At 54.5% G+C, this 22,686-nt stretch carries 15 protein-coding genes; 8 read left to right on the top strand and 7 right to left on the bottom strand.

The window, feature by feature from the left end; genetic code table 11:
- Positions 1-57: 57 nt before the first annotated feature.
- Positions 58-3,459 (bottom strand): PVC-type heme-binding CxxCH protein, encoded by a 3,402-nt coding sequence (locus tag LOC67_RS16800; protein WP_230263789.1) that lies wholly within the window; start codon positions 3,457-3,459, stop codon positions 58-60.
- 371 nt (positions 3,460-3,830) lie between these two features.
- Between LOC67_RS16800 and LOC67_RS16795 the strand changes: the two genes are divergently transcribed.
- Positions 3,831-4,331 carry a hypothetical protein gene (locus LOC67_RS16795; RefSeq protein WP_230263788.1) on the top strand — a complete coding sequence of 167 codons (501 nt, stop codon included), beginning with the start codon at positions 3,831-3,833 and terminating at the stop codon, positions 4,329-4,331.
- A gap of 86 nt (positions 4,332-4,417) precedes the next feature.
- Here LOC67_RS16795 and LOC67_RS16790 read toward each other — a convergent pair whose 3' ends face one another.
- Entirely contained in the window at positions 4,418-5,176 is a 759-nt protein-coding gene (locus tag LOC67_RS16790; RefSeq protein ID WP_230263787.1) for an SIMPL domain-containing protein, read from the bottom strand.
- A 157-nt stretch (positions 5,177-5,333) separates the two neighbouring features.
- On the opposite strand from LOC67_RS16790, the gene LOC67_RS16785 reads away from it, so the two are divergent.
- The 4 genes from LOC67_RS16785 to LOC67_RS16770 all read left to right on the top strand — a co-directional run bounded on the left by LOC67_RS16785 (position 5,334) and on the right by LOC67_RS16770 (position 11,464).
- Positions 5,334-8,150, top strand: coding sequence for a c-type cytochrome domain-containing protein (locus LOC67_RS16785; protein WP_230263786.1), 2,817 nt, complete (start codon positions 5,334-5,336; stop codon positions 8,148-8,150).
- Between the two features lie 281 nt (positions 8,151-8,431).
- Positions 8,432-8,674 (top strand): hypothetical protein, encoded by a 243-nt coding sequence (locus LOC67_RS16780; RefSeq protein ID WP_230263785.1) that lies wholly within the window; start codon positions 8,432-8,434, stop codon positions 8,672-8,674.
- A 313-nt stretch (positions 8,675-8,987) separates the two neighbouring features.
- Complete coding sequence (locus LOC67_RS16775; protein WP_230263784.1) at positions 8,988-10,238, top strand: DUF1559 domain-containing protein; 1,251 nt, start codon at positions 8,988-8,990, stop codon at positions 10,236-10,238.
- A gap of 398 nt (positions 10,239-10,636) precedes the next feature.
- A complete protein-coding gene (locus LOC67_RS16770) occupies positions 10,637-11,464 on the top strand; it encodes a peptidase C39 (RefSeq protein ID WP_230263783.1) in 828 nt (275 codons plus the stop codon).
- A 13-nt stretch (positions 11,465-11,477) separates the two neighbouring features.
- Here the strand turns inward: LOC67_RS16770 and LOC67_RS16765 are convergent, their stop codons facing one another.
- Positions 11,478-12,395: a DUF58 domain-containing protein gene (locus LOC67_RS16765; protein ID WP_230263782.1), complete on the bottom strand. Its 918-nt coding sequence runs from the start codon at positions 12,393-12,395 to the stop codon at positions 11,478-11,480.
- Positions 12,392-13,381 carry an AAA family ATPase gene (locus LOC67_RS16760; RefSeq protein WP_230263802.1) on the bottom strand — a complete coding sequence of 330 codons (990 nt, stop codon included), beginning with the start codon at positions 13,379-13,381 and terminating at the stop codon, positions 12,392-12,394. Before LOC67_RS16760 ends, LOC67_RS16765 begins: the two co-directional genes overlap by 4 nt.
- A gap of 312 nt (positions 13,382-13,693) precedes the next feature.
- On the opposite strand from LOC67_RS16760, the gene LOC67_RS16755 reads away from it, so the two are divergent.
- A complete protein-coding gene (locus tag LOC67_RS16755; protein WP_230263781.1) occupies positions 13,694-16,024 on the top strand; it encodes a DUF4159 domain-containing protein in 2,331 nt (776 codons plus the stop codon).
- A 173-nt stretch (positions 16,025-16,197) separates the two neighbouring features.
- On the opposite strand, the gene LOC67_RS16750 is transcribed toward LOC67_RS16755, so the two are convergent.
- Positions 16,198-17,223, bottom strand: coding sequence for an extracellular solute-binding protein (locus LOC67_RS16750; RefSeq protein WP_230263780.1), 1,026 nt, complete (start codon positions 17,221-17,223; stop codon positions 16,198-16,200).
- Between the two features lie 227 nt (positions 17,224-17,450).
- On the opposite strand from LOC67_RS16750, the gene LOC67_RS16745 reads away from it, so the two are divergent.
- Entirely contained in the window at positions 17,451-18,581 is a 1,131-nt protein-coding gene (locus LOC67_RS16745) for a hypothetical protein (protein WP_230263779.1), read from the top strand.
- Between the two features lie 179 nt (positions 18,582-18,760).
- Positions 18,761-20,725, top strand: coding sequence for a S8 family serine peptidase (locus LOC67_RS16740; protein ID WP_230263778.1), 1,965 nt, complete (start codon positions 18,761-18,763; stop codon positions 20,723-20,725).
- Here LOC67_RS16740 and LOC67_RS16735 read toward each other — a convergent pair.
- Together LOC67_RS16735 and LOC67_RS16730 are read right to left on the bottom strand one after the other, a co-directional pair.
- Positions 20,712-21,596 carry a hypothetical protein gene (locus LOC67_RS16735; protein ID WP_230263777.1) on the bottom strand — a complete coding sequence of 295 codons (885 nt, stop codon included), beginning with the start codon at positions 21,594-21,596 and terminating at the stop codon, positions 20,712-20,714. The genes LOC67_RS16740 and LOC67_RS16735 overlap by 14 nt on opposite strands.
- A complete protein-coding gene (locus LOC67_RS16730; RefSeq protein ID WP_230263776.1) occupies positions 21,596-22,678 on the bottom strand; it encodes a M42 family metallopeptidase in 1,083 nt (360 codons plus the stop codon). Before LOC67_RS16730 ends, LOC67_RS16735 begins: the two co-directional genes overlap by 1 nt.
- Between the last annotated feature and the right edge of the window lie 8 nt (positions 22,679-22,686).

The following is a 22,686-nucleotide window of genomic DNA, read 5'->3' as shown; positions in this document are numbered from 1 at the left end:
CCAATGACCACCACATGGTCATCGGGGATTCCGACACCAAGTCAATTGACCAAAACTCTATTCGACGTCGTCTGCGCCGCGCGGGTCAACTTTCAGACTGGAGAGATAGGCGACCAAGTCACGTAATTCTCGAGCAGACATTTGCTTGACCAAGTCGGCCGGCATAGATGACTTTCCTTTCTTGCGGACTTCGATGTCATCCTGAGCGATGGTTTCTTGTGTCCCATCGGCCAACATCAGCTCGACAATGTCATCGTTTTCCAGCTTCACGATGCCGCTGTGAACACGTCCGTCAATGTCGATGATGACAGCGGTCTCGAATCCTTTGGCAATCTTCGCGTCGGGGATACAGATCGATTCCAGCAAATAACGTGGGTCACGATCCTTGCCGATGACCGTCAAGTTTGGTCCGACCTGGCCGCCAGCTCGATCAACTTTGTGACACCGAACACAAGACAACTCGGTCTTGCCAAAGAACAAGTTTTTACCGCTTTCGACATCACCGCCGGCCAACGAATCCAACCAGGGAGCTAGCGGATCGTCCTTAGCTACCTGCTGTCGATGGTCATCAAATTTGGTCTTCAGGTCACCATCCAATTTGCCTTGGGCGGCTTCGACCACGTTCAGCTGAACCCGCGGATCCAGTTGACCATCAACGTATTTAGCAATGGCAGATTCGATCGTCTGCTTCGCTTTGGGATCCTGAAGCTTTGCCAGAATGTCCCAAGCTTTCTGCTGGACATTGATGTCCGAGCTTTGTGCCGCAGCAACAAAGACGTCGAGCGATTCGGCCGACGCGCGATCAGCCAAAACCGACAATTTGGCGATACCCAATTCACCGCGAGCTTGCTCGACGGGAATCCGTTGAGCAATCCGGACCGCCACCGACGGTTGCAGCCGAGCCAAAGCGACTAGCAACTTCGAACGTGAATCTGCGGATCGGTTCGGATCGTTAACTTGCTTCTCTAAGACTTCGGCGATCTTGGCGATCCCCAGTTCCGAAGCCGTATCGATCGCTTTCAGGCGGATCTTTTCGGGGGCCGCAAGCAATAGGTCGATATGCGGTGACAAGGCGGCCTGAGCAACCTTTGCATCACGCTCGGCAATCGGTCGATAATCCCCGATGACACGATCCAGTGGATCGGGCTTAGCCCATTTGGCCAACATGTCCAAGGCTTCGATTCGCATCTTGGGTGGCACATCGGTCCGCGTAGCGAAGGCGGCCAGAGCGGCAGCGTTGGCCTGTGTTCCGAGTCGAAAATTCGCATTGATCACACGCCAAATGATGGCTTCATCGGTCAACTTGCCGTTGATTAACTTTGCCAACGCAGGCATCGCGACTTCAATCGGTTTATCATGAATCGCCCTGGCGGCTTCCAAGACGACTTGCTGGTCTTTATCGCTTAAGAATTCGGCGACTTCACCACTGCCTTGACGTCGCAAAGCCACAACGGCTTGGCGACGAACTTCGACCGAAGCATGTTTGGCAAGTGATTTCAATTGCATCGCGTTGGCAGCTCGCGACAGATACATTGCCGTCGCATGGCGCATCGCGGCATCCTTCTTGTCGGCGCCGGCGATCCGATCAATAACCGCCGTGATGGCGCCAGAAACTTTGATACGTCCGAGTGCATCGATGGCTGCATAGCGAACTCGTGCATCGGAATCATTGACCAACTGCTGTGCGACTTCGGAAGCTTCCTTCCATTGTTCTTCACCACAGATATTCAATGCCGCAAAGCGAATCGTTGGCTCTTTGTCGCTCAGCAGATCAACCAACGCTGTTTTCGCAAGCTCACTGCTGGGATCTTTGCGAGCGATTTCGCCTAAGCCCCAAACCGCGTGCAGTCGCGCAGTCGAATCATCCCCATGACTGGCAACTTTGGCGAGCGAATTGACATCTCGTCGGGCAGCAAGTTCCCACTGGCTCTCCAAGCGAACGCGTCGATCGGGATGCCCGAGCCAAGAGGTCAAGCTATCGGTTTCTGCCTTCGTTAGGTCGCTCGACAGGATATCACGGACCTCAGCAACAATCGCGTCTTGGCTATGCTCTTGGTCGCTGATTCGATACATCCGACCTTTGCCCAAACCATCCCATCCGTTGACCCAATCACTGACATACAACGCACCGTCATTTCCGAATGCTAGGTCCGTCGCAAGGCAAGTCCAAACCGGCTGTTCATTCTCGCCAAGTTTGTACGTCGCCCCGTTGGGTTCCAGCTTGAACGTGCGAATGCCACTGTTACTGGGACCGCCGCGAAAATCACAAATCAGAAACGTGTCATCGAGTGAATCGCCGAATCCGGTCCCGGGATAGTACGCCAATCCGCTGGGGCCATCGGTGAAGTTCTCCACCGGTGGCACGATCGCTGCGGGCTGCTCATCGTTTTGTGGATGCCAGATTTTTTCGCGGTTAAACGGCCCACGGTCCGGCAAGTACTGATAGTACATCCGCCAACCGGTATCACCGTCTTGCAGCAGATGGACGATGCGAGCTTGGTCACCGCTGTCGCTATTGTTGTCTACGGTGAACCAATCGCCTTGATCGTTGAAGGCGATCTCTTGCGGGTTTCGTAGGCCTCGCGCGAAGACCTCCAGTCCACTGCCGTCCAGTTCACAGCGAAAAACGGCACCGCTGGCGGGATCGGAAAGCATTTCGCCTTCGGCATTGCGAAGGTGATAGCCTCGGTCACCAATTGAAAAATACAAACGTCCGTCGTAGCCACGAATCAGTCCGTGCATGTCGTGACCACGAAAAGCGACTCGAACGCCATAACCGTCGCTCAGGACGACTCGCTCGTCAGCCTTTCCGTCATTATTTTGATCCACCAGTTTCCAAAGCTTCGGAATACAGGTGTAGTAAACATCGTTTCCGATCGCGAGCACGCCCGCGCCGGTGCCTTCTTCTAGGTGATTGAAACCGTCAGCAACGATCACACTTTGATCTGCCTTGCCGTCACCATCGGTATCGGTCAGTCGGCGAATCCGGTCGTCATGCAGAGCGTAGGTAATGGCTCCATCGCCCAGCAGCTTTTTGTGGTAGTCGATTCGATCCTGAACCGTTTTCGCCGCAAGGTCCGCGAGCAACCAGGTGTGGTCATGTCCGCGATTGTCGGTCACACCGCGGTTCTGTCGAAATGTCTCGCAAACATAGATGTGGCCTTTTCGATCGATGTCAAAGGCGACGACGTTTGCCAACAGCGGTTCGGCTGCCCACAAGTCGACTTTCCATCCGTCACGCAGTCGAATCGCAGCCATCGCTTCGGCTGGCTCATCCGAGGCCTCGGCAACCTCGGGCGTCAGTGGCTTGACGGATCCCAAATCGACGGCGGATACATTCGCGATAGGCGTGGTGAGTCCGGCAATCAGGGTTCCCGAAAACAGGGTCAAGGCGAGCCGATAGCGTTTGGCGATCGTCAAAAGTGAACTGGAATGGCGGGGCAGGTTCGGAAGTGTCATCAGTAATCTTAAAACAACGACGAAGATTGACTCACAAACAGTCGAGGGCGAACTGGCATCGTTGACCGACACAATGCCATGGGACGACTCGACAACAGACGGCTGAATTACCGTATCCACCTTCTGCGATGCGAAAGTAGCGTTCTGCAGTGTTACCGGGCTGTAAAGTGACGGGGCTACAGTGCGACTGGCACAAAGCGAAAGGTGGCTTTTCGAGCAGATTTTGGCGGGAAAAACGACGATCGATCGAAATCCGGCATGCCAAGAGGCGGGGGACCGTGTCCGCAGGGAGACCGTCATCCACTAGAATACTCGCAGAAGCCGCCGATCAGCGAGATCGGTTTGCAAACACGCGTGAAAAGTTTTGTGAAATGAACGGGCCAACGAGCGAAGACCCCCACCCCGTCGATGAATCCGGCGTCAACGCCTCGGGACCGACCGAAGCGGAAACCGATGGTGCAGGTCCCCCGAATGTCGAACAGCCCTTCGTGGCCAAGATGGTCTCGCCGTCACCGGACGCCGCACTAGGTTCAGGCGAAGAATCGATCCGAGTCGGGTCACCGTTTCGAATCGATCCGCCGCGCCGTCGCCAAGTCGCGATCCAAAAGGCGTCTGGTGAAGCTGCTTATGCTGACTACGGGCCGTTCTTATACACCTCGATGGGTGCCGCATCTTCCGCGGTTGTGATTTTGGCTTTCGCTGCGCTCGGCTACTTCTGGTTTCCGATCGGCGGTGTGCTAGTCACGATGTTGGGGATCGGACTGTCACTGCTCGGTTTGTTTTCCAACAAACGATTTCGCATCGCGGCAATCTCAGCATTGCCACTACACCTCGGGCTGTTCTTACTCTGCTACACCCGAGCGTTGACCTGATTCGCTAGCCTAAAACCAGCGGGAAAGAACGCTACCTTCACGCAGTGGAGGGCGACACTAGAAATCCAACCGGCTGCTAGCCTTCGTTATTCGCTAACGATCTCAAATGTCATCGTCACGCTAGCGGAAATGGTTTGCTCGCCTGGCGAAATAGGGACAGAGCGAACGGCGGCCATCATCATTTCGGGGCGTGGCGACCCGCCACCACTTCCGGCTTCGCGGATCTCAAGAACCTTGCCAAGCTTGGTGCCTGCGGCGTCGCAAAGCAGCTCGGCTTTGGCACGAGCAGACTTAACAGCCTTCACACGTGCCTCGTTCATAAAATGCTCGTCATTGTCGACTGAAAACGAGATCCCGTTGATTCGATTGCTTCCGCTCTGCACCACCGCATCCAAGATTTCACCGACCCGTGAAATCTGACGCACCCGAATTCGGACATCGTTTGTCACGCGATAACTGACAATTTGCGGTTCGTTGTTCTCAGGCGTGATGACACGACCTGGCTGTGGACGTTGACGCTGCTGATAGATCGGCGAGACACTGAATTGGCTGGTTTGACGATCGCGCTCGGCGATATCCAGTTTGTCCAGTTGGGCACGCAGCTCTTTCATCGCTGTGTTGTTTGCGTCGACGGCCTCCTTCGCGGTCGCACCTTCGGTAACCACGCCGACGGTCACATAGGCCAGATCCGGATCCGCGGTCATTTCTCCGGTTCCGCTGACAGTGATGCTGGGGACTCGGTCATCATCGTCAGCCTGTGCGACGGTGAATCCGCCGATAATCGCCAGCATTGCGATTGCCGCCAAAGAACGGCGAGCCTGTGAAAAGACGTTTGAAAAGGACATTGATTCAGTCTCCTAGTGGTTGTGTTTGTCCAAGCTTCTGCGAATTCCATCCTTCGCCAGCCAGGATAGCGCGTTGGCAACGGTTACAATAGTCTCCCTCCCCCCGCCTATTTCAACCCGCCTAGTTCGCCCTCTTACTCCTAGCATGTCCCCTCCGATGCGACGAAATCATTGGGTATTCAGCCATCCTTTTGTGTTCACTTTGTCGATCGCCTTCATTGCATTTGCACAAGCACGCAATGCCAGCGCCGATGACCAAATTGATTACGCCAAAGAAGTCCACCCCATCTTTGAAGCGTACTGCATCGGCTGCCATTCGAAAGACGACTCCGAAGGCGGCTTGGCCTTGGACTCTTTCGAAAAGCTTGTCGACGGTGGCGAGACCGGTACCGCGATCACACCGGGTGTCCCCACCAGCAGTCGCCTTTTCTTGATGATGACCGGCAAGCTCACCCCCACAATGCCGCCGGACGATGCCGAAGGCCCCAACGAAGCCGAACTGGCGATCATTGAAAAGTGGATCGAACAGGGAGCCACCGGCCCAAGCGGCGACATGCCGATCAAGAAAGAACTACGCACCCCAAAAATTGAACCGACCGGCAACACGCCTCTTCCCATTACTGCAATCGCTTCGGCAAGTGAACATCAACAATATGCGGTCGCAAGATATCAAAACATCACCGTTCACCAAGGATCAGAAACGACAGCCAAGATCACCGACGCCGAACTTGGCAAAGTCAACGCGTTGTCTTTTTCACGTGACGGCACTCGCCTGCTTGTTGCCAGTGGTCTGACCGGCGCCTACGGTCGCGCTGCGATCTACGACACCACCAACGGACAATTGCTCCGCGAATTTGTCGGACATAAGGACACGCTGTATGCGGCCAAGTTTTCACCGGATGAATCATCGATCGCGACCGCTGGCTATGACCAAAAGATTTCGATCTGGGACACCAAAACCGGAAAAGTGATTCGAATCCTGGAAGGCCACAACGGAGCCATTTTCGACTTGGCATATTCTCCCGACGGCAAAGTGCTTGTCAGCGCATGCGCCGATGAAACGGTCAAGGTTTGGAATGTTGAGCAAGGCGTCCGACTTGACACACTTGGCCAACCCGAAGGTGAAGTCTACGCCGTCTCGATTACCCAGGACGGTCGCCACATTGTTGCTGGCAGTGCGGACAATCGGATTCGCGTCTGGCAACTCCGATCGGTCGACAAGCCTCAGATCAATCCGATCATCGCGACGCGCTTCGTCGATGAAACTCCCATCGTGAATCTTGCCATTACGCCAGACAATCTTTCTTTGGTGGTTCTTGCAGAATCGGGAAATGTCAAAGTCCTGACTACAAGTGATTGGCAACCCACCGAAACCCTTGAACAGCTCGATTCAATGGGGACGGGGTTGTTCTGCAGCGCTGACTCGCGCACGGTCACCATTGGGATGATGAACGGCAAATTGGCAACCCGCGAACTGCGGCCGACCGATAACGAGGTCGTAAAGAAAGCAGTCGATCAAGGTGACGAAGCGATCTACCTTGACCTTCCGGAATCACGGCAACATCAGGAAGCAGAACTTCGTCAGACTCAAAAGGAGCGTCTCGCCAGAGAAGTATCTGGCATCGTTGATGTCGGTAGAGGTGTTCAAATTCTGGGCACGATCAGCGAACCTGACGAAAAAGACGTCTATCGCTGGCCTTGCCATCGTGGCGAAATCTGGGCGATTGATGCCGATGCGATCGAAAACAGCAGACTCGATCCGATCGTGACAATCCTTGATGCAGCAAACCGACCGGTTCAGCGCATCCGCCTACAAGCAGAACGTGATTCGTACTTCACCTTCCGTGGCAAAGACAGCGAACAGAGCGGCGACTTCCGCGTGTTCAATTGGCAAGAAATGAAGCTTGGGCAGTTCTTCTATGCCGCTGGTGAAGTTTCGCGATTGATGATCCATCCACGAGGCCCCGATTCAGGGTTCATCGTCTATCCAGGCAAAGGTCAACGCTGGACTTACTTCGGCACCAGCGGACGGACACACGCTTTAGGCGAACCCGCCTACGTTGTTCGTCCGCTTGGCCCAGACGAAGAACCTCTTGCCAATGGGCTTCCGGTCTTTGAAATCGCCTACGAAAACGACGACGATCCGATGCGTCAGGCAGGTAAGAACAGCCGCCTATTGTTTAAAGCCCCTGCGGATGGTCTGTATTCAGTTCGCCTCTCAGACACCCGGCACGAAGGTGGCGAAGACTATCAATACCGACTGTCGCTCCGCGCCGCTGCCCCATCCTTTAAAGCGAAGACACAGCAGATTCAGAAGCCACTCAAACCTGCGACCGGTCGCGAATTCACTGTCGACGTAGAACGCCTTGATGGCTTTGACGGACCGATCAATATTGAAATCGAAGGCCTTCCCGAGCGGCTTTACAGCAACCTTCCGCTAACCATCGAAGCCGGCCTGCAAAGTGCCACCGGACTCATCTGGGCAACCCCAGGTGAAACCGGCTGGGAATCCACGATCGAACCGACACTGACCGCTTGGGCGATGATCAATGGCAAACGGGTCGAACGCCGCATTGGCAGCGTCGGCCAGTTGAAGTTCGATTCCACTGTCGCCCAGGTAGTCCCTTCCATCGTTCCGGCTGATCAGTCTGGCTCAGAAATCGGCCCTCACGAAAGCTGGACATTAGATGTCTCACCAGGGCAGACCGTCTCTGCACTCGTTCGCATCGATCGCAAAGATGGCTTCGACAAAGAAGTCTCATTCGGCAAAGAGTTTTCCGGACGCAACGCCGCACAAGGTGTCTATGTTGACAACATTGGTCTAAACGGATTACTGATCCTCGCCGACTCATCCGAACGAGAGTTCTTTATCACAGCTGACGAAACCGCGTTGCCTGGCCAACGGACGTTCTTTCTTACTGCCGAAGTCGAGGGTGGCTTATCGACGTTCCCGATCACCATTAACGTTCGGTAGCCAGCATGCCGTTTACCGCACTGACATACGTACAGGCACCATAGTCTCTTCCAACCATCGCTACTGCGCAATCTCCTATACTGTAAACCGAGAACGTCCAATACATTAACGCGGTCATTGCTCGCAGCGGTTGATATGTCGGCCTAACAAGCTGTTGATAGTCAGAATCGACTCTTCATGGCTTGCGAATTTGAATCGCCCCTTTCAGAGCGATACACTCAAATTCGATGGTTCAAACGTTGGCCGACAGAGTTCGCCGACAGAGTCTTCTGCGAAAACCAATGTCTGCTTCGAAATCAGTCGAACTTGCCAAAGCCCAACACTATAGAGACCTCATGGTTCATCAAATTCAAACTCGCACCGTCTTGTTCGGTTGCCTCTTTAGCTTGATCCTCAGTGCAGGTTGTGGTAGCGGCAAATCTGAAACAGTCCCTGAAGACGAACTATCGAGCTACCTCGAAGAGCATCCCGATCTTGCAGAAGTTGTCGAGGATGACGCCGACCCGGCTGAAAATGACGAGTAGCTTTTTGATTCGACGATGGCGTCTGAGCGAACAGCCTCAGACGAAACAAGACGTCTGACCATAGACACATCAACCGGGACGGTGTCCCAGCATGACACGTCTCATTTAACAACAAGAGCGGCACCCAGAAGAGTTTAACGACAGATAGCCTGACCGATGCAAGAACAGTCGATGCATTAGCTCATCACTTCAATCGAGGTGACCGCCCAGCAATGATCGGCAAACGTAAAACTGCGTCGCGTGATGACGAATCATTTTGATTGTTTTTATTTCACGAGATTCCGTTTGCCACACGATTCCATGGGGTTCATTTATGAGTTTACGACGACGGGAACAGCGACACAGTGGCTTCACGTTAGTGGAACTTTTGGTCGTCATCGCAATCATCGGCATTCTTGTTGGCCTTTTGCTCCCGGCGGTTCAGGCGGCGCGTGAAGCCGCACGACGGATGAGTTGCAGCAACAATTTCAAGCAACTCGGCTTGGCGCTTCACAACTATCACTCCGCCTTCAAACAACTGCCCAAACATATGGGCGGTACGTTCCAAGTTACCGGTAACACCGCATTGAATCGCGATCCGGGACCGACGCCGCAAGATCCCGGCGGAACGAATCGCAACGAACTTAGCGGTTTGGTTCCATTGTCGTCTTATTATGAACAGCAAGGTTTGTGGGACCAGATCAGCAACGTTTTCGAAGTCAAAGCGGGAACCAATACGGGCACGTATTTTTCTGCGATGGGTCCGGATACAAACATGATTTTGGCCAACCATGCTGCCAATCGGTACGACCCTTGGATCACAGAAATACCGATGCTGCGCTGCCCATCAGACCCTGGAACCGGATTACCCGCTTCCGGTCGAACGAACTTCGCATTCTGTCTTGGTGACGCACCACGTCAGACTCATGTCGGACCTGAAAACCAGCAAGGCATCGTCAACGTCGATCGATCTCGCCGAACGCAAGCTTCCTGCCGAGGTGTCATGGTACCACGACGCTTCATGCGTTTTCGTGACATCCTCGATGGCCTATCGAACTCGATCATTATGGGTGAAATCAAAACCGACTTGGGCGATCGAGACATCCGAACTTTCATCGCCAGGAGCGGCGGCAATCTGCGATTGAACCCGGATTTTGCCAGCTCGATGATCGACCCTGAGCGGCCCAAACACTGGCTGCCCGGCACTCCCGAAGCATCCGCCCGCGCGGACAATCGGCGTGGATACAAATGGGCCTCCGGTCGCGCCGCGTACACGGCTTTTCACACCATCCTACCGCCCAACCGACAATGTGCTTCACATCAAAACGGCGACCTATCTGCGGAATCCGTTTTGACCGCTTCAAGTAACCATCAAGGCGGTGTCCATGTCCTATTCAGTGACGGCGCGGTGGTCTTCATCACCGACTCGATCGAAGCTGGCCAAAGCAATCACGCTACGGTGCGATTGGTTGGCGTCGCTGCCGAACCGACCTACCCGACCATGCCGGGTTCGATGAGCCCCTTCGGTTTGTGGGGTGCACTGGGAACACGCGCCAACAAGGAAGTGATCGACGAGAGCTTCTAGCGGCCTGCAACGGCAAGTTCGTAATTACATTGACTTGCAATCTTACGGTGTTCGAAAAATGCAAGAATACTGAAATGCAAGCACAGTGGAACGCGAGTTGCTGACTCGACCGAATCCAGTAGAGCGCCTCAGTAGCTTCTGACGCAGCGTTTCGCTTGAGAACACGCTGCGTCTGTCATTTCGGGGCCTATCGTCATCGGATTACAGCGTTAATCTGGATTGATAGCTTGGCTTTCGATTGGTCAGGTTTATCGATTACCGACCAACATTTGCTTGCCGGTAACGTACTTGCACCGCGGTTCGCTGCTTGACAAGCGACTGGGCAAAATCCAGCCGTGAGATAACGACTTCGTTTGAAAGATATGATTGGTTCCGACATCGTGACTGCGATTGTGGTCATGTCCATTGCATGCCTTGTCGCCGCGACGCTCGCATTCACCTTTGCATCAAACTCGAAAGGCCAACGAGTGATGTTGGGATTGGCGTTGTCTACCCTCGCGATGGTCTATTTCCTGTTTTACGGAACAGGCCAACTTGTGTGGGCTAGATTCGTTCCGGATTCCGCCGCGATCATTTACACCAATCTCGCTTGTATTTTTGCAGCCCTCGCGGCAGGCTGGGCTCTGCGACTGCCGGGCACCCCGGCATGGCGACGCATCACGCTGTCGGTCATGCTGGCCGCTGGAACGATGGTCATCATCCTGTGGCCGCTCTTATCGATCGCAATTCGACCGCCAATCGAGGGTGGAAACGAATGGAAAAACGGCGTTGCATTGCAGACGTCCTGGGCGAACTGCAGTCCTGCCGCAGCGGCAACGCTGCTCAGCGCCGAACAAATCGCCGTGTCCGAAGCCGAGATGGTGCCACTATGCCTGACGGATTCCGAGGGAACGCCAACACTGGGTCTCTATCGTGGGATCAAACTGATCGCCGAAGAAAACGGACGTGATGTCGAGATCGTCGATGTGGACTTGGATGGTTTATTGTCACGCAATCAATGGCCTGTGCTGCTGGCTGTGGAACTTCCGTATGGAGTCGATGACCGGCGCTATGCTGATCAATGGGGCTGGATCCCAGGAATGGGGCACAGCGTGGTCGCACTTGGGCGAGACCCCCGCGGAGGCTCAGGAATCTTGATCGGCGACCCATCGCGAGGTTTAGAAATATGGACCGAAGACGACCTAGACGTCCTATGGCATGGCAACGGAATTCGCCTCGCCAAATAGCGATGGTGCGTTCCTAAAACCGCCCCTGACGTTGCGTCAAATATTCGGTCAGAGCGGTGTCAAATGGCATGCTGGTGTCCAGCGGAACGTAGTCGATTTGCAATTTATTACAGCCATCGCGGTACGCATCGCGGAATTCCTGCACGGCAGCAAGGTAGTCGTCACGGAACCCCGTCGCATCGACACTGACGGACTGACCGGATTCTGAATCCGTAAATTGCACCGGACCGTCGTACGGGAACTCAACCTCAGCGGCATCAAGAACGTGAAAGACGATCACGTCGTGACCGGCGTGCCTTAATCGTGCCAGCGCAGAAATCGTCTCGTCGATTTGCGATTTCCAGTCAATGCTGTCATCATCCGCCGGCCAAAGGTCGCTAAACAACATGACTAGCGAATGCTGTTTCAACATCGCAGCAACTTGCGTTAGCGATGTGGGAACATCCGTCGAACCTTTCGGTTGCAACTTTGATAGCTGGGCGATGACATCACCGAGGTGACCGCGTCTTGAACGCGCCGGCAACGACGCATGAAGCTTTTCGTCAAACGTGATCAACCCGACGGGATCCTGCTGCATCAGCATCAGGTACGTCAGGGCAGCAGCCAAACAAGTGACGTACTCAAACTTCGTCATCGTTTGGCTTTCGGTGAACCCCATTGATGACGAAAGGTCGATCACTAAGTAGCCGACCAAATTGGTCTCTGCTTCGAACCGTTTGATGAAATACTTGTCGGTCTTCGCAAAGACCAGCCAATCGATCAGCTTCGGATCGTCGCCGCGGTTGTACCGCCGGTGCTCGCTGAACTGGACCGAAAAGCCCTGGAAGGGGCTACTATGAAGCCCTTGCAGAAAGCCACGCACCACCATCCGCGCGCGCAGATCCAAACGTTTGATCTGCTGCAGTGCCTCGGGTGATAGAGGCGAACTCATTTAGCCAACTTTTCAGGTTGAGGTGGCTGGATGTCATCCAACAATCGCCGAACCACCGAGTCACTATCCATGCCTTCGGCGGTCGCTTGAAAGTTTGTTCCCAAACGGTGGCGAAGCACAGGCAATGCGATTCGTCGAACGTCAGCGACATCGACGCTGAACCGTCCTTCCATTGCCGCGATCGCTTTGGCCCCTGCGATTAGGTTCTGGCCGGCTCGAGGCCCGGCGCCAAAATCGACTAATTCTCGTACATAGGATGGAGCACTCGGATCAGACGGCCGTGTGGCACGAACCAAAGATGTCACATACTTAATCACAAAGGGATTAACGGCGACACTTGTGACCAACTGCTGCACATTCAAAATGGCACGCGCGGACAAGACCTTGTTGACTGTCGGTGTCTCACCTCGTGTGGTCGCCGTCAGAATCTGTTCTTCTTCCGATGCCGAAGGATAGTCCAGCTTGATATTGAACATGAAACGGTCAAGCTGAGCTTCTGGCAACGGATAAGTGCCTTCTTGTTCGATCGGGTTCTGTGTGGCGATCGTATAAAACGGCTTGGGCAGCTGATACGTTTCTCGCCCGACAGTAACCTGCTTTTCCTGCATCGCTTCGAGCAGTGCCGCTTGAGTTTTCGGCGGCGTCCGGTTGATCTCATCGGCGAGCAAAATGTTGGTAAAGATCGGCCCCTCAACAAATCGGAACTGCCGCTTGCCAGACTCGTCTTCCTCCAGCACCTGTGTGCCAGTGATATCCGACGGCATCAAGTCGGGCGTAAACTGAATCCGTTTAAACGAGACATCCAGAATGTTTGCCAAGGTGCTCACGATCAACGTTTTCGCCAGACCGGGAACCCCTTCGAGCAAACAATGCCCTCGGGTATAGATCGACGCCAGCAGCTGTTCAATGGTATCTGCTTGGCCAACAATGACCTTGGAAAGCTCCGAACGAATCGTACTTTGATGATCGGCAAATTCGCGCAGCACATCACCAAGGTTTCGACCCGAACCCCCAGACGAAGGTTTTCCTGATTTGCCCGACGGTGGAGGTGGTGGAGGAGACGCGTTCACGATTAGCAGCGAACTCTTTAAGGTTGTGTTGGAAACATGTAACGCTTGGCGATGTGAACCCGCCGGGCAATGATGTAGTGCAATTTACCCCGATGACAACCGCCGCTCCACCGGGCAACCGAAAGCACACGCAACCAAAACCTTGGGCAGCCAGCCGGTAAGCCACGTTTTTGCCTTGCCGCCAATGACGATATCATGGACCTGAAAAGGCTCACAACAGATCCTGCGATGTACCAGACACAAAAACTCGCCAGCTTCGCAATCCTTGTTGTTTCGTGCATCCTGCCCAAACAAACACATGCGGCTATCGACGCCGCATCGGTGGGACGTGCGATCGACCGAGGCGTGGCGTATCTAAGAGGCATCCAAACCGAAGGTGGTGGCTGGGAAGAGTACCCAGGCTACTCGTGTGGACTGAGCGCCCTATGCACGCTGTCACTTTTGAACGCGGGCGTCTCGCGAGAAGATCCGGCGATGTTGAACGCGATGAAATACTTGCGTGCCAACGAAACGGATCAAACCTATTCTGTCGCCCTACAAACCTTGGTGTACTGCCAATATGGCTCGGCGAGCGATTTGCCTCGGATTCGCAATAACGTCTCGAAGCTGGTCAAAGGGCAAAAGCCAAACGGATCTTGGGGCTATGGCGGCAAGGGAGTCTCACGTGGCGACCCATCCAATTCGCAGTTCGCCATCCTGGCGCTCGGTGCGGCACAAGATCACGGCGTTCAAGTTGACCCCGCCGTTTTTCGTCTTGCGATTGAGTACTGGAAACAATTGCAAAACCTAGACGGTGGATGGAGCTATAGCGGTGGCGGTTCCACCGGCAGTATGACATGCGCAGGAATCGCGTCCTTGGTTATTGCGCAAGGTCGGCTGGGAGAGAACAGTTCGTCAATCGAAGACGGTCGCATCCAGTGCTGCGGAGGCGGCAATGACGAGGCAGACCCGATCCAAAAGGGACTGGAATGGTTGGCACGACGATTCATCGTCGAAGACAACCCCAACGGTCATGCATCCACCTATTTCTATTACCTCTACGCGATCGAAAGGACAGGCCGACTGTCTGGGCGACGATTTTTTGGTGGGCACGATTGGTATCGCGAAGGTGCCGAGAAGCTCATCTCGATCCAAGATGGCTTTCAGGGCTTTTGGTCTGGCGGTGATTGGGAACCCCAAGCCGTCGCGACTTCATTTTCACTGCTGTTCCTTTCGAAAGGCAAACGACAAGTCATCGCCGGCCAACTGGATTATCAAGAAGATAACCGTCAACAGTGGCAACCCCATCCGGACTCGCTTCGCCAGTTGGTCCGCCATGTCGAACGTGCCTGGGGGCGTGACCTCACCTGGCAATCGGTACGAATGAAAGACGCGACCGTGATCGACCTTTTGCAAACACCGGTCTTGATAATTAGTGGCAAGGACACATTGCAGCTTAGCGATCCGCAAAAGGATCTTCTAAAGGACTATGTCGACCAAGGCGGCACGATCTTGTTTGACGCAAGCGGAGATGCCGGCTGCGGCAACGCGGCGAACTTTCAAAACAGTGTCGCGAACCTCTGTGCCCGTTGGTACCCAAACGCACCACTGGAACGGCTTCCGACAACGCACCCAGTATTCAGCGCCGAACGACAAGTCGACATCGATGCGATGCCAACCGGGTTCTGGGTCTATGGGGTCCAAGCATGCTGCCGGACCGCCGTGTTCTATGTTCCGCAAAGCCTCACTTGTCGCTGGGAGCTGTCCGACAAACTGTTCACCCGCGGTGACCCACAGAATCCGCTTCGTCGCCAGATCGACAACTCGGTTCGGATCGGGCAAAACATCGTTGCCTATGCCACCGGTCGCGAACTAAAAGACAAACTGGACTCGCAGATTGTTTTGCAGTCGACATCACTCTCAGAATCCGCGCGAGGTTCGACACGGATCGCCAGCCTGGCAATTGGCGCCGGTGGAGCCGACGCGCGGCGAGCGTTGCCGAATGTCGCAACCATTATCCGCAATCAAGCCCAAGTCGATGTGTCGGTCCCCGATTCTGAAGTCAGCTTTGATCCTCTGGATCTAGCCAATGTCGATCTGCTTTGGATTCATGGGCGTCGCGAATTTACGCTGCAATCGGAACAGCAAACGGCACTCCGGCAGTTTGTCGAACGCGGTGGAGTGATTCTGGGCACAGCGATCTGTGGTGACGAAGCGTTTGCAGCTTCGTTCAGGACCGAGATTAATAAAGTGCTCGGCGACACCAAGCTTGCCACCATGCCGGCAGATCACCCGATGCTGACGCGAGAATACTTGGGATACGACATTCGCTCCGTCACGATCCGCCGACCGGGCCGTAGCAACGCTACCCGCGGCGATACAGGTCAGCAGATTCGCAAACAGACCGGACCACCGGTTTTGGAATACGCGGAAGTCGAAGGCTTTGTCGCAGTTGTGTTCTCGCCCCTTGATCTATCGTGTGCACTGGAAAGCCAAAACAGTGTTCAATGTCCTGGCTATAAAACCGAAGACGCCGCGAAAATCGTTACGAACATTCTGCAAATGACTTTGCATCAGTAGTTGGAGGTGTGGAGAGTTTTGAGCTTGGCATCACGTCGGAGCGTGATGGGTTTGTAAATGTGCAGGCATCACGGCGGAGCGTGATGGGTACTTTGTCAGCACCCAATAGTACCCATCACGCTCCGTCGTGATGTCAGCACCCAATACTCCGCCGTGATGCCAGCACCGAAAAACTAGTCGTTGAAAATCTGCATCAGTTCTTTCGCCCAAGACTCCCAGCCCTCGGCGGCAGCTTCGAAATCGACCTTCATCCAACGAACCGGATCTTTGGGCATCACACGCGGTGTGAATTCACTGTCGCGGCTGATCGGCAACTGACTGCTATCTCCCATCGCCAAGCGGTCTTCGATCGCCGCACTGACGATAAAGTCTGCGAACTGTGACGACGCGATCGGATGCGGTGCAGCCTTCAGCACGGCCAATGTGTTCGGAATTCGAAGCGTCCCAGCTTGCTCGACTTCTTGATCGGGAAAGACGATTTCAACCTTTTGAAAGTGATCCTTTTCGATGATGGCATCATCGGTGTCTGTTAGGCCCCAAGCCACCTGCCCTGACGCAACGGCTTGGGCGACCTGTTTGTTACCTGACAAGACAACCGCATTGCTGTGAATGTCGTTCAACAGTTTGATCGTCTCGTCGTGACCATTCTTTTCTCGCAGGACCGCAAAATGGGTTGCGGTGGTCCCAAACAACGGCCTTGCCATCGCGCATTTGTCTTTCCATTTTGGATCGGTAAGCTCAGCAACACTGCTGGGATACTTTTCAGGATCGTCGATCAGATCGGTGTTGATCAGCAACACACGAGCCCGAGCTGCAAAACCACACCAGGTCCCGTCACTCGCGATCATGTCATCTGGCCAACCTGAGGCAACGCTCCAGGAACGCGGTTGCAGTAGCCCCTGTTTCTGTAGCCGGACGGTGTGCATGATTTCGTTGTTCCAAAACACATCGCAAACCGGCGTTTGCTGCTCGGCAATGATTTGATTGACGAGGCCGACGGTCTTGGTCGATTCGACATCGAACTTGCCGACCACACCGATTTCGTTGTTTGTACTGCGTTCGAAGGACGCCAGGATGGGGCGGGCAAAGACTTCATCGAGGGCACAGTACAACACGACATCCGATTCGGCGCGTGAGACGCAGCCACCCATCAGGCCTGCAGAAAGACCAGCGGTTGACGCGAGGGCAGCCGAACGCATGAATCGCCGACGATCCAACTGTGGTCTACAATGAAGGGATGAATGACGCGTACCCATATTCGATGTCGCCCCTTCGGACTGTGTTCTGCCGGTTAATTGTTACGATCTGCGTTTTCGGATGGCTGAGCTTTGCTTCCGACTGGCTCCAACGATGCACAGCTCAAAACTACAGCACACATCGCGGCCAACATATCACATTGCAAACCGATACCGGGTCCACCGAATCGATGCTGGACCTCGTTCGGTCATTTGATGCCGCGATCGCCCAGTGGGAACGGCTACTGCGACTTCCCGAAGGCACGTTGGACCAATGGCATGTTCGTGCCTATGTGATGGATCAACCAGACCGATTTCGAGCATCCGGAGACCTACCAGAGTCGTTGCAATTTCAGTACGGCTATGCGATGCCGGGAATCATCTGGGTTCGTGCTCAACCGAGCCAATACTATACCCGGCATTTACTGCTGCACGAAGGCGTCCATGCGTTGGTGATTGATCAATTCGGTGGGACGGGCCCCAGTTGGTTTTCTGAAGGTGTCGCAGAACTACTAAGCGTTCACCGCGGCCAAAATGACGCCATCGAAGTGGGAACGGTACCGAGTTCCAAGAACGAAGTCCCCTACTGGGGTCGATTCAAACTGTTGTCGCAAGCACGCGAAGAAGCCAAGATCCCCAACCTGTCGTCAGTGCTGCGGTTACCCAATCGCCTGGATGGAGATGTCGAATCCTACGGTTGGTGTTGGTTACTGGGATCGCTGCTGAAACACTACCCCGAGTATGAAACCGTTTGGCTGAAAGCTGCCCGCCAAGGCAGTGATACCAACGAATCGTTCACCCAGTCATTCCGCAAAGCGTTGGCGTCCCAGTGGCCGATCCTGAATGCTCGCTGGAGGATGCTAACGGAAACGGCTGATTATGGTTTTGATTGGTCGCGTGAGAAGATCGACATCTCTGTTAGTGATCCAATCTATCACGACGACGACCTGCAGTTGTCAGTGGCTGCCGATCAAGGCTGGCAATCGAGCAAGGTCCGATTCAAACCCGGAACCGTATTGGTGGTCAGCGGCAGCGGACGCTGCAGTGTGAACCAAACACCCAAGCCTTGGATAAGCGAACCCGAAGGTGTGACGATTCACTATGCCAATGACCGACCGCTGGGACAGTTGCTGATGTGTGTCCTACCAAACGTCACCAAAGACACGCCGCTGGCTTCTCCACTAACGGTCGTCGCCGTCGGTTCACAGACGCAATTGCGTATCGAAGAGCACTGCTGGTTGCTATTCAGAATCAACGATGAACTGGGCGATCTCGCAAACAACCGTGGTGACTACAAGGTCAACATTCGAACAGCCCCTTAGGGGTAAAACGATAGCACCACCTTCTTGATGAGCAACGACGAAGTCTGCTGATTTGCCGTCAAAAGCATCCAACATTTCGGCGCAGATTGATCGTGACTCGGGCCAACCCTTTTGACAGGATCAACCAACTGTCCTGTCCGAATGATTCGGCTGTGCCCACGTTTCGGTTTGAGCTCATCATGGTCCACCGGTTACGCTTTTCTGATCGACACCGCAGTTCACAGAAGCGACCTTTACGAATCGAGTCACTCGAAGGTCGTCAGTTGCTGGCAAGCGACACTGCTGCGTTTGCAATAACGCCGGTACTGGGCACGACCGCGATATCCGAAAGCGGTGACTACTCAACTGCCGATGCTGCCGGTAGCACCCGTGCCACCGCCGCAAACCTGGGAACGATCGACGGCCAAGTCACACGCCTAGGAAGCTTAGGCAGATACGACCGCCTGGACATCGTTCGCTTTGATGTCAGTGAGAACTCGAAAGTCTCGTTCACCCTGGACGAACTCAACCGTGATGCAGACCTGTATCTAATCAATCGCAGCGGCAAAATGCTTGCATCTTCGAAAGGCAGTGGAACTGTCGTCGAATCGATCAAGGGCAAGCTCAGATCGGGAACTTATTACCTTGCCATTTCTGCAAAGTCAGCGTACGCGACCTCGTATCAGATTTCACTGGAAGCTCATCCACTAAACCAACCTTCAACTTCGACGCCAAGTCAACCTACCAGCTCTGAGCCGACAAGCGAGTCATCAACACCATCTTCCCCGTCACCGTCTTACCCGACGACTCCACAACGTCTTTCCGAAGTCGACTACTTTGGATCAACGCGAGACTGGAACCTCAATGCGATCGGTGCTCCCGAAGCGTGGTCTGCTGGATACACCGGACAAGGGGTGACGGTTGCGGTCATCGATACAGGAATTGATCTCGACCACCCAGATCTGATCAATAGCTTGTTCGTCAACCCGGGCGAAATCCCCGGCAACGGCATTGATGATGACCAAAACGGCTACGTTGATGACGTTTCCGGCTATGACTTCGTCGACCTTGACTCATACGCGGACGACGGGAACGGTCATGGAACGCATGTCGCCGGAACCATCGCGGCGTCCAACAACGATGTTGGTGCGACGGGGGTCGCTCCCGATGCGAAGGTGATCCCCATTCGGGTGCTGGATGATTCAGGGCGAGGCAGTGACTCCAGCGTTGCCGCAGGAATCCGATACGCTGCCGACATCGGTGCGCAGATCATCAACCTCAGTCTCGGCGGAAACGCCAGTGCAAGAATCGCGGCTGCGGTCGAATACGCCACTTCGCTCGGATCGCTGGTCATCGCTGCGGCTGGAAACGACTCTTCTAGCGTCCCAGGCTATCCGGCCCAGTACAGCGCGGCAATCGACAGCGTCCTTTCCGTCGGAGCATTTGACTCAAATGCCGAACTGGCATCATTTAGCAATACCGTCGGAAATAGCGGTGCGATCCAGATTGATGCCCCCGGCGTCGGGATCTATAGCACGTACATTGATGGACGATACGGAACGCTGAGCGGTACCAGCATGGCGACTCCCCATGTTTCTGCTGTCGCCGCATTGACGCTTTCGGCGAACCCAAATCTAACCTCGTCACAGCTCCGAAGCTTACTTGTAGACGGAGTAATCGGGACCGCCGCAGGCAGCGACTCGCTGGGTACGCTGAGCACACTGCAAACCGTTGCCATCGCCGCCGCAGGCGTACAAGTTCAAACAACCTCAGGCACTCAATCGCTGATTCCTGACACCGCATCGGGAACAACGGGGCAGTCCACAAAGCATTCTTTGACTGGCACACCACCCAAAGCACTGCCTGGGAATACACTGGCCGCGAATGCACTGCCTTTAATCAGGCTGTCTCATGAAACTTTTGTCGACCAACATGGCACAACTTCGCGGCTTCGGTCGCAAGAGCTAGCCAGCGAAATGAATACAAATATCAACCGACAATTGAACGCTCGGTTGATCACAGGATCGTCAGCCACATCCCCGACACGGCACGCTGACAACATCGATCGCTTGATGGCTCATTCGCAAGAATCATTGGGAACGGTTTCGATCGATGGAGAGCTTCAATTCGCGATCGATCGTTTGAGCGAGCTTAGGCTTTCTTAAGCTTTTCAAGCGGAACGTAGTACTTGACGTAGTGATTCCCATCGCTGAAACGCTGCCCCTTGGAATTGGGAACCAAGACGGTCGCGCGTCGGGTGATTCGATTGACCTTTCCGTTGATTCGGTGACCGTCGTGCAGGAAGTAAACGTTGTCGCCGACGCGAATGTTGAACTTGATTGCCGCACGTTCGCGCTGAGTGATCAAGTTATGTTGGTAGTCGGTATGCCCGAAGTACCGCCCCGCGATCGACTGAAAACGCGCTTCGTTACAATTTCCGTCGTTCCAAATGAGCATCTCGGTCAGGTGGACGAATTCATGCTCAGCAACCCTTTGCATTGCTTCCAGTCGATTGCGGCACAAACATCCGGCGACTTCGATCGGACGTGACACATCTTCAAAAGTCTGAAACAGCAGGGTACTCGATAGCACCAGCTCGAATTTGCGAGCGCCCGATGCGTACCCATTGGGATACTGCGTCACCAGCTTCCCACCAACGCTAGTCATCCGCGAAGACAGGTGAAACGACAAGCCTTCGGCAGATGCGGCACGCAAAATTTTCCCGTCGAAGAATAGATCATCGTAAAGGTGAATCATCCGAGACAGATCGTCGGATGACACCTTCGTGAAATTGGGACCATCCATGCTACGACTGGTCACCAAGATTTGCTCATGGATCAACCGTCGCAGTCGCTGATGCTCGCTGGGCGCGAACTTTCGCAGCGCAACCTCGCCTGCCAGTGTTCCCAAGTATTGCGGATCACGAGGCTTGATCGAACTTGAGACCGAACCGATGGACCGAGATTCCGGCCGTTGAGCGGTCTTGTTCGACGCAGTTTTACGCTTCGGCGCCGAGGCTTTTCGTTTCCAAGCCATTAAGCCACCGAGCAACCGGGCGTGAAGTCGTCCTCGGGCTTTAATTCTTCGGCGAATCGAGCCAGAAGATCTGCAACATGATCAATGTCAGTCATCGAAATCGCTTCGACCGCCGAATGCATGTAACGGTTTGGAATCGCAACCAATCCGGTTGCGACACCGCCGCCATGCAATTGCAGGACATTGGCATCGTTTGGAGTCGCACGACCGATCGCGGCAAGCTGGTAAGGGATGTCATGCCTTTCGGCCAAAGTGATCAAACGCTGAGCGACGGCGGGATTGATATTGGGACCGCGGAAGATGACCGGCCCGCCACCCAACCGGATGTTGCCTTGTTTATTCTTGTCGATTGTTGGGCAATCGGACGCGTGAGTCACGTCGACTGCGATCGCGACAGACGGATTGATACTTCCGGCAGCGGTCTTTGCCCCACGCAGCCCGATCTCTTCCTGAACTGTGGAAACGCTGTGTAGGTGGCACTTCAGCTTTCCTCTCACCGATTCCTTTGCCCGGCGAAGGGCTTCGATCACCGTCCACATCCCGGTCTTGTTGTCCATCCCCGGTCCACAAACGATGTCGTTCATTAAAGGACGCATTCGCAGGTCCAACGTCACCGGGTCACCGATGCGAATGGACTGCCGAGCCTGGTCTTCGTCGGCAGCCCCCACGTCCAACCACATTTCATCCAACCCGACAACCTTCTTTCGTTCTTGGTCGTTAAGGAGGTGGATCGGTTTGCGACTGATCAATGCCGGGACCGGACCGTCGTCACCCCAGATCGTCATCGCCTGGCCGATCAGCTGCTGCGGGTCCCAGCCACCAATGGTCTGAGCGTAGACGTAGCCGTTCTCATCGATGTGAGAAATCAGCATCCCGATTTGGTCGCAATGCCCTGCATACATCAGGCGAGGACCAGACGTGTCACCGCACGAGGCGATCAGATTGCCATGGATATCAACACGAACTTCATCAGCATGCGGCTGAACGTATTCTCTGACAAGTTTCTGAATGCGTTCCTCATACCCGGACGGACTTGGCGTGTTGATCGCGTTTTCGAAAAACTGGCGCGCGTCAGTATTCATTCAGCAAC

Source organism: Stieleria sp. JC731, assembly GCF_020966635.1.
Taxonomy (GTDB): Bacteria; Planctomycetota; Planctomycetia; order Pirellulales; family Pirellulaceae; genus Stieleria.
The sequence above is the reverse complement of the archived record's forward strand: the minus strand, read 5'-3'. Positions and strand labels throughout refer to the sequence as shown.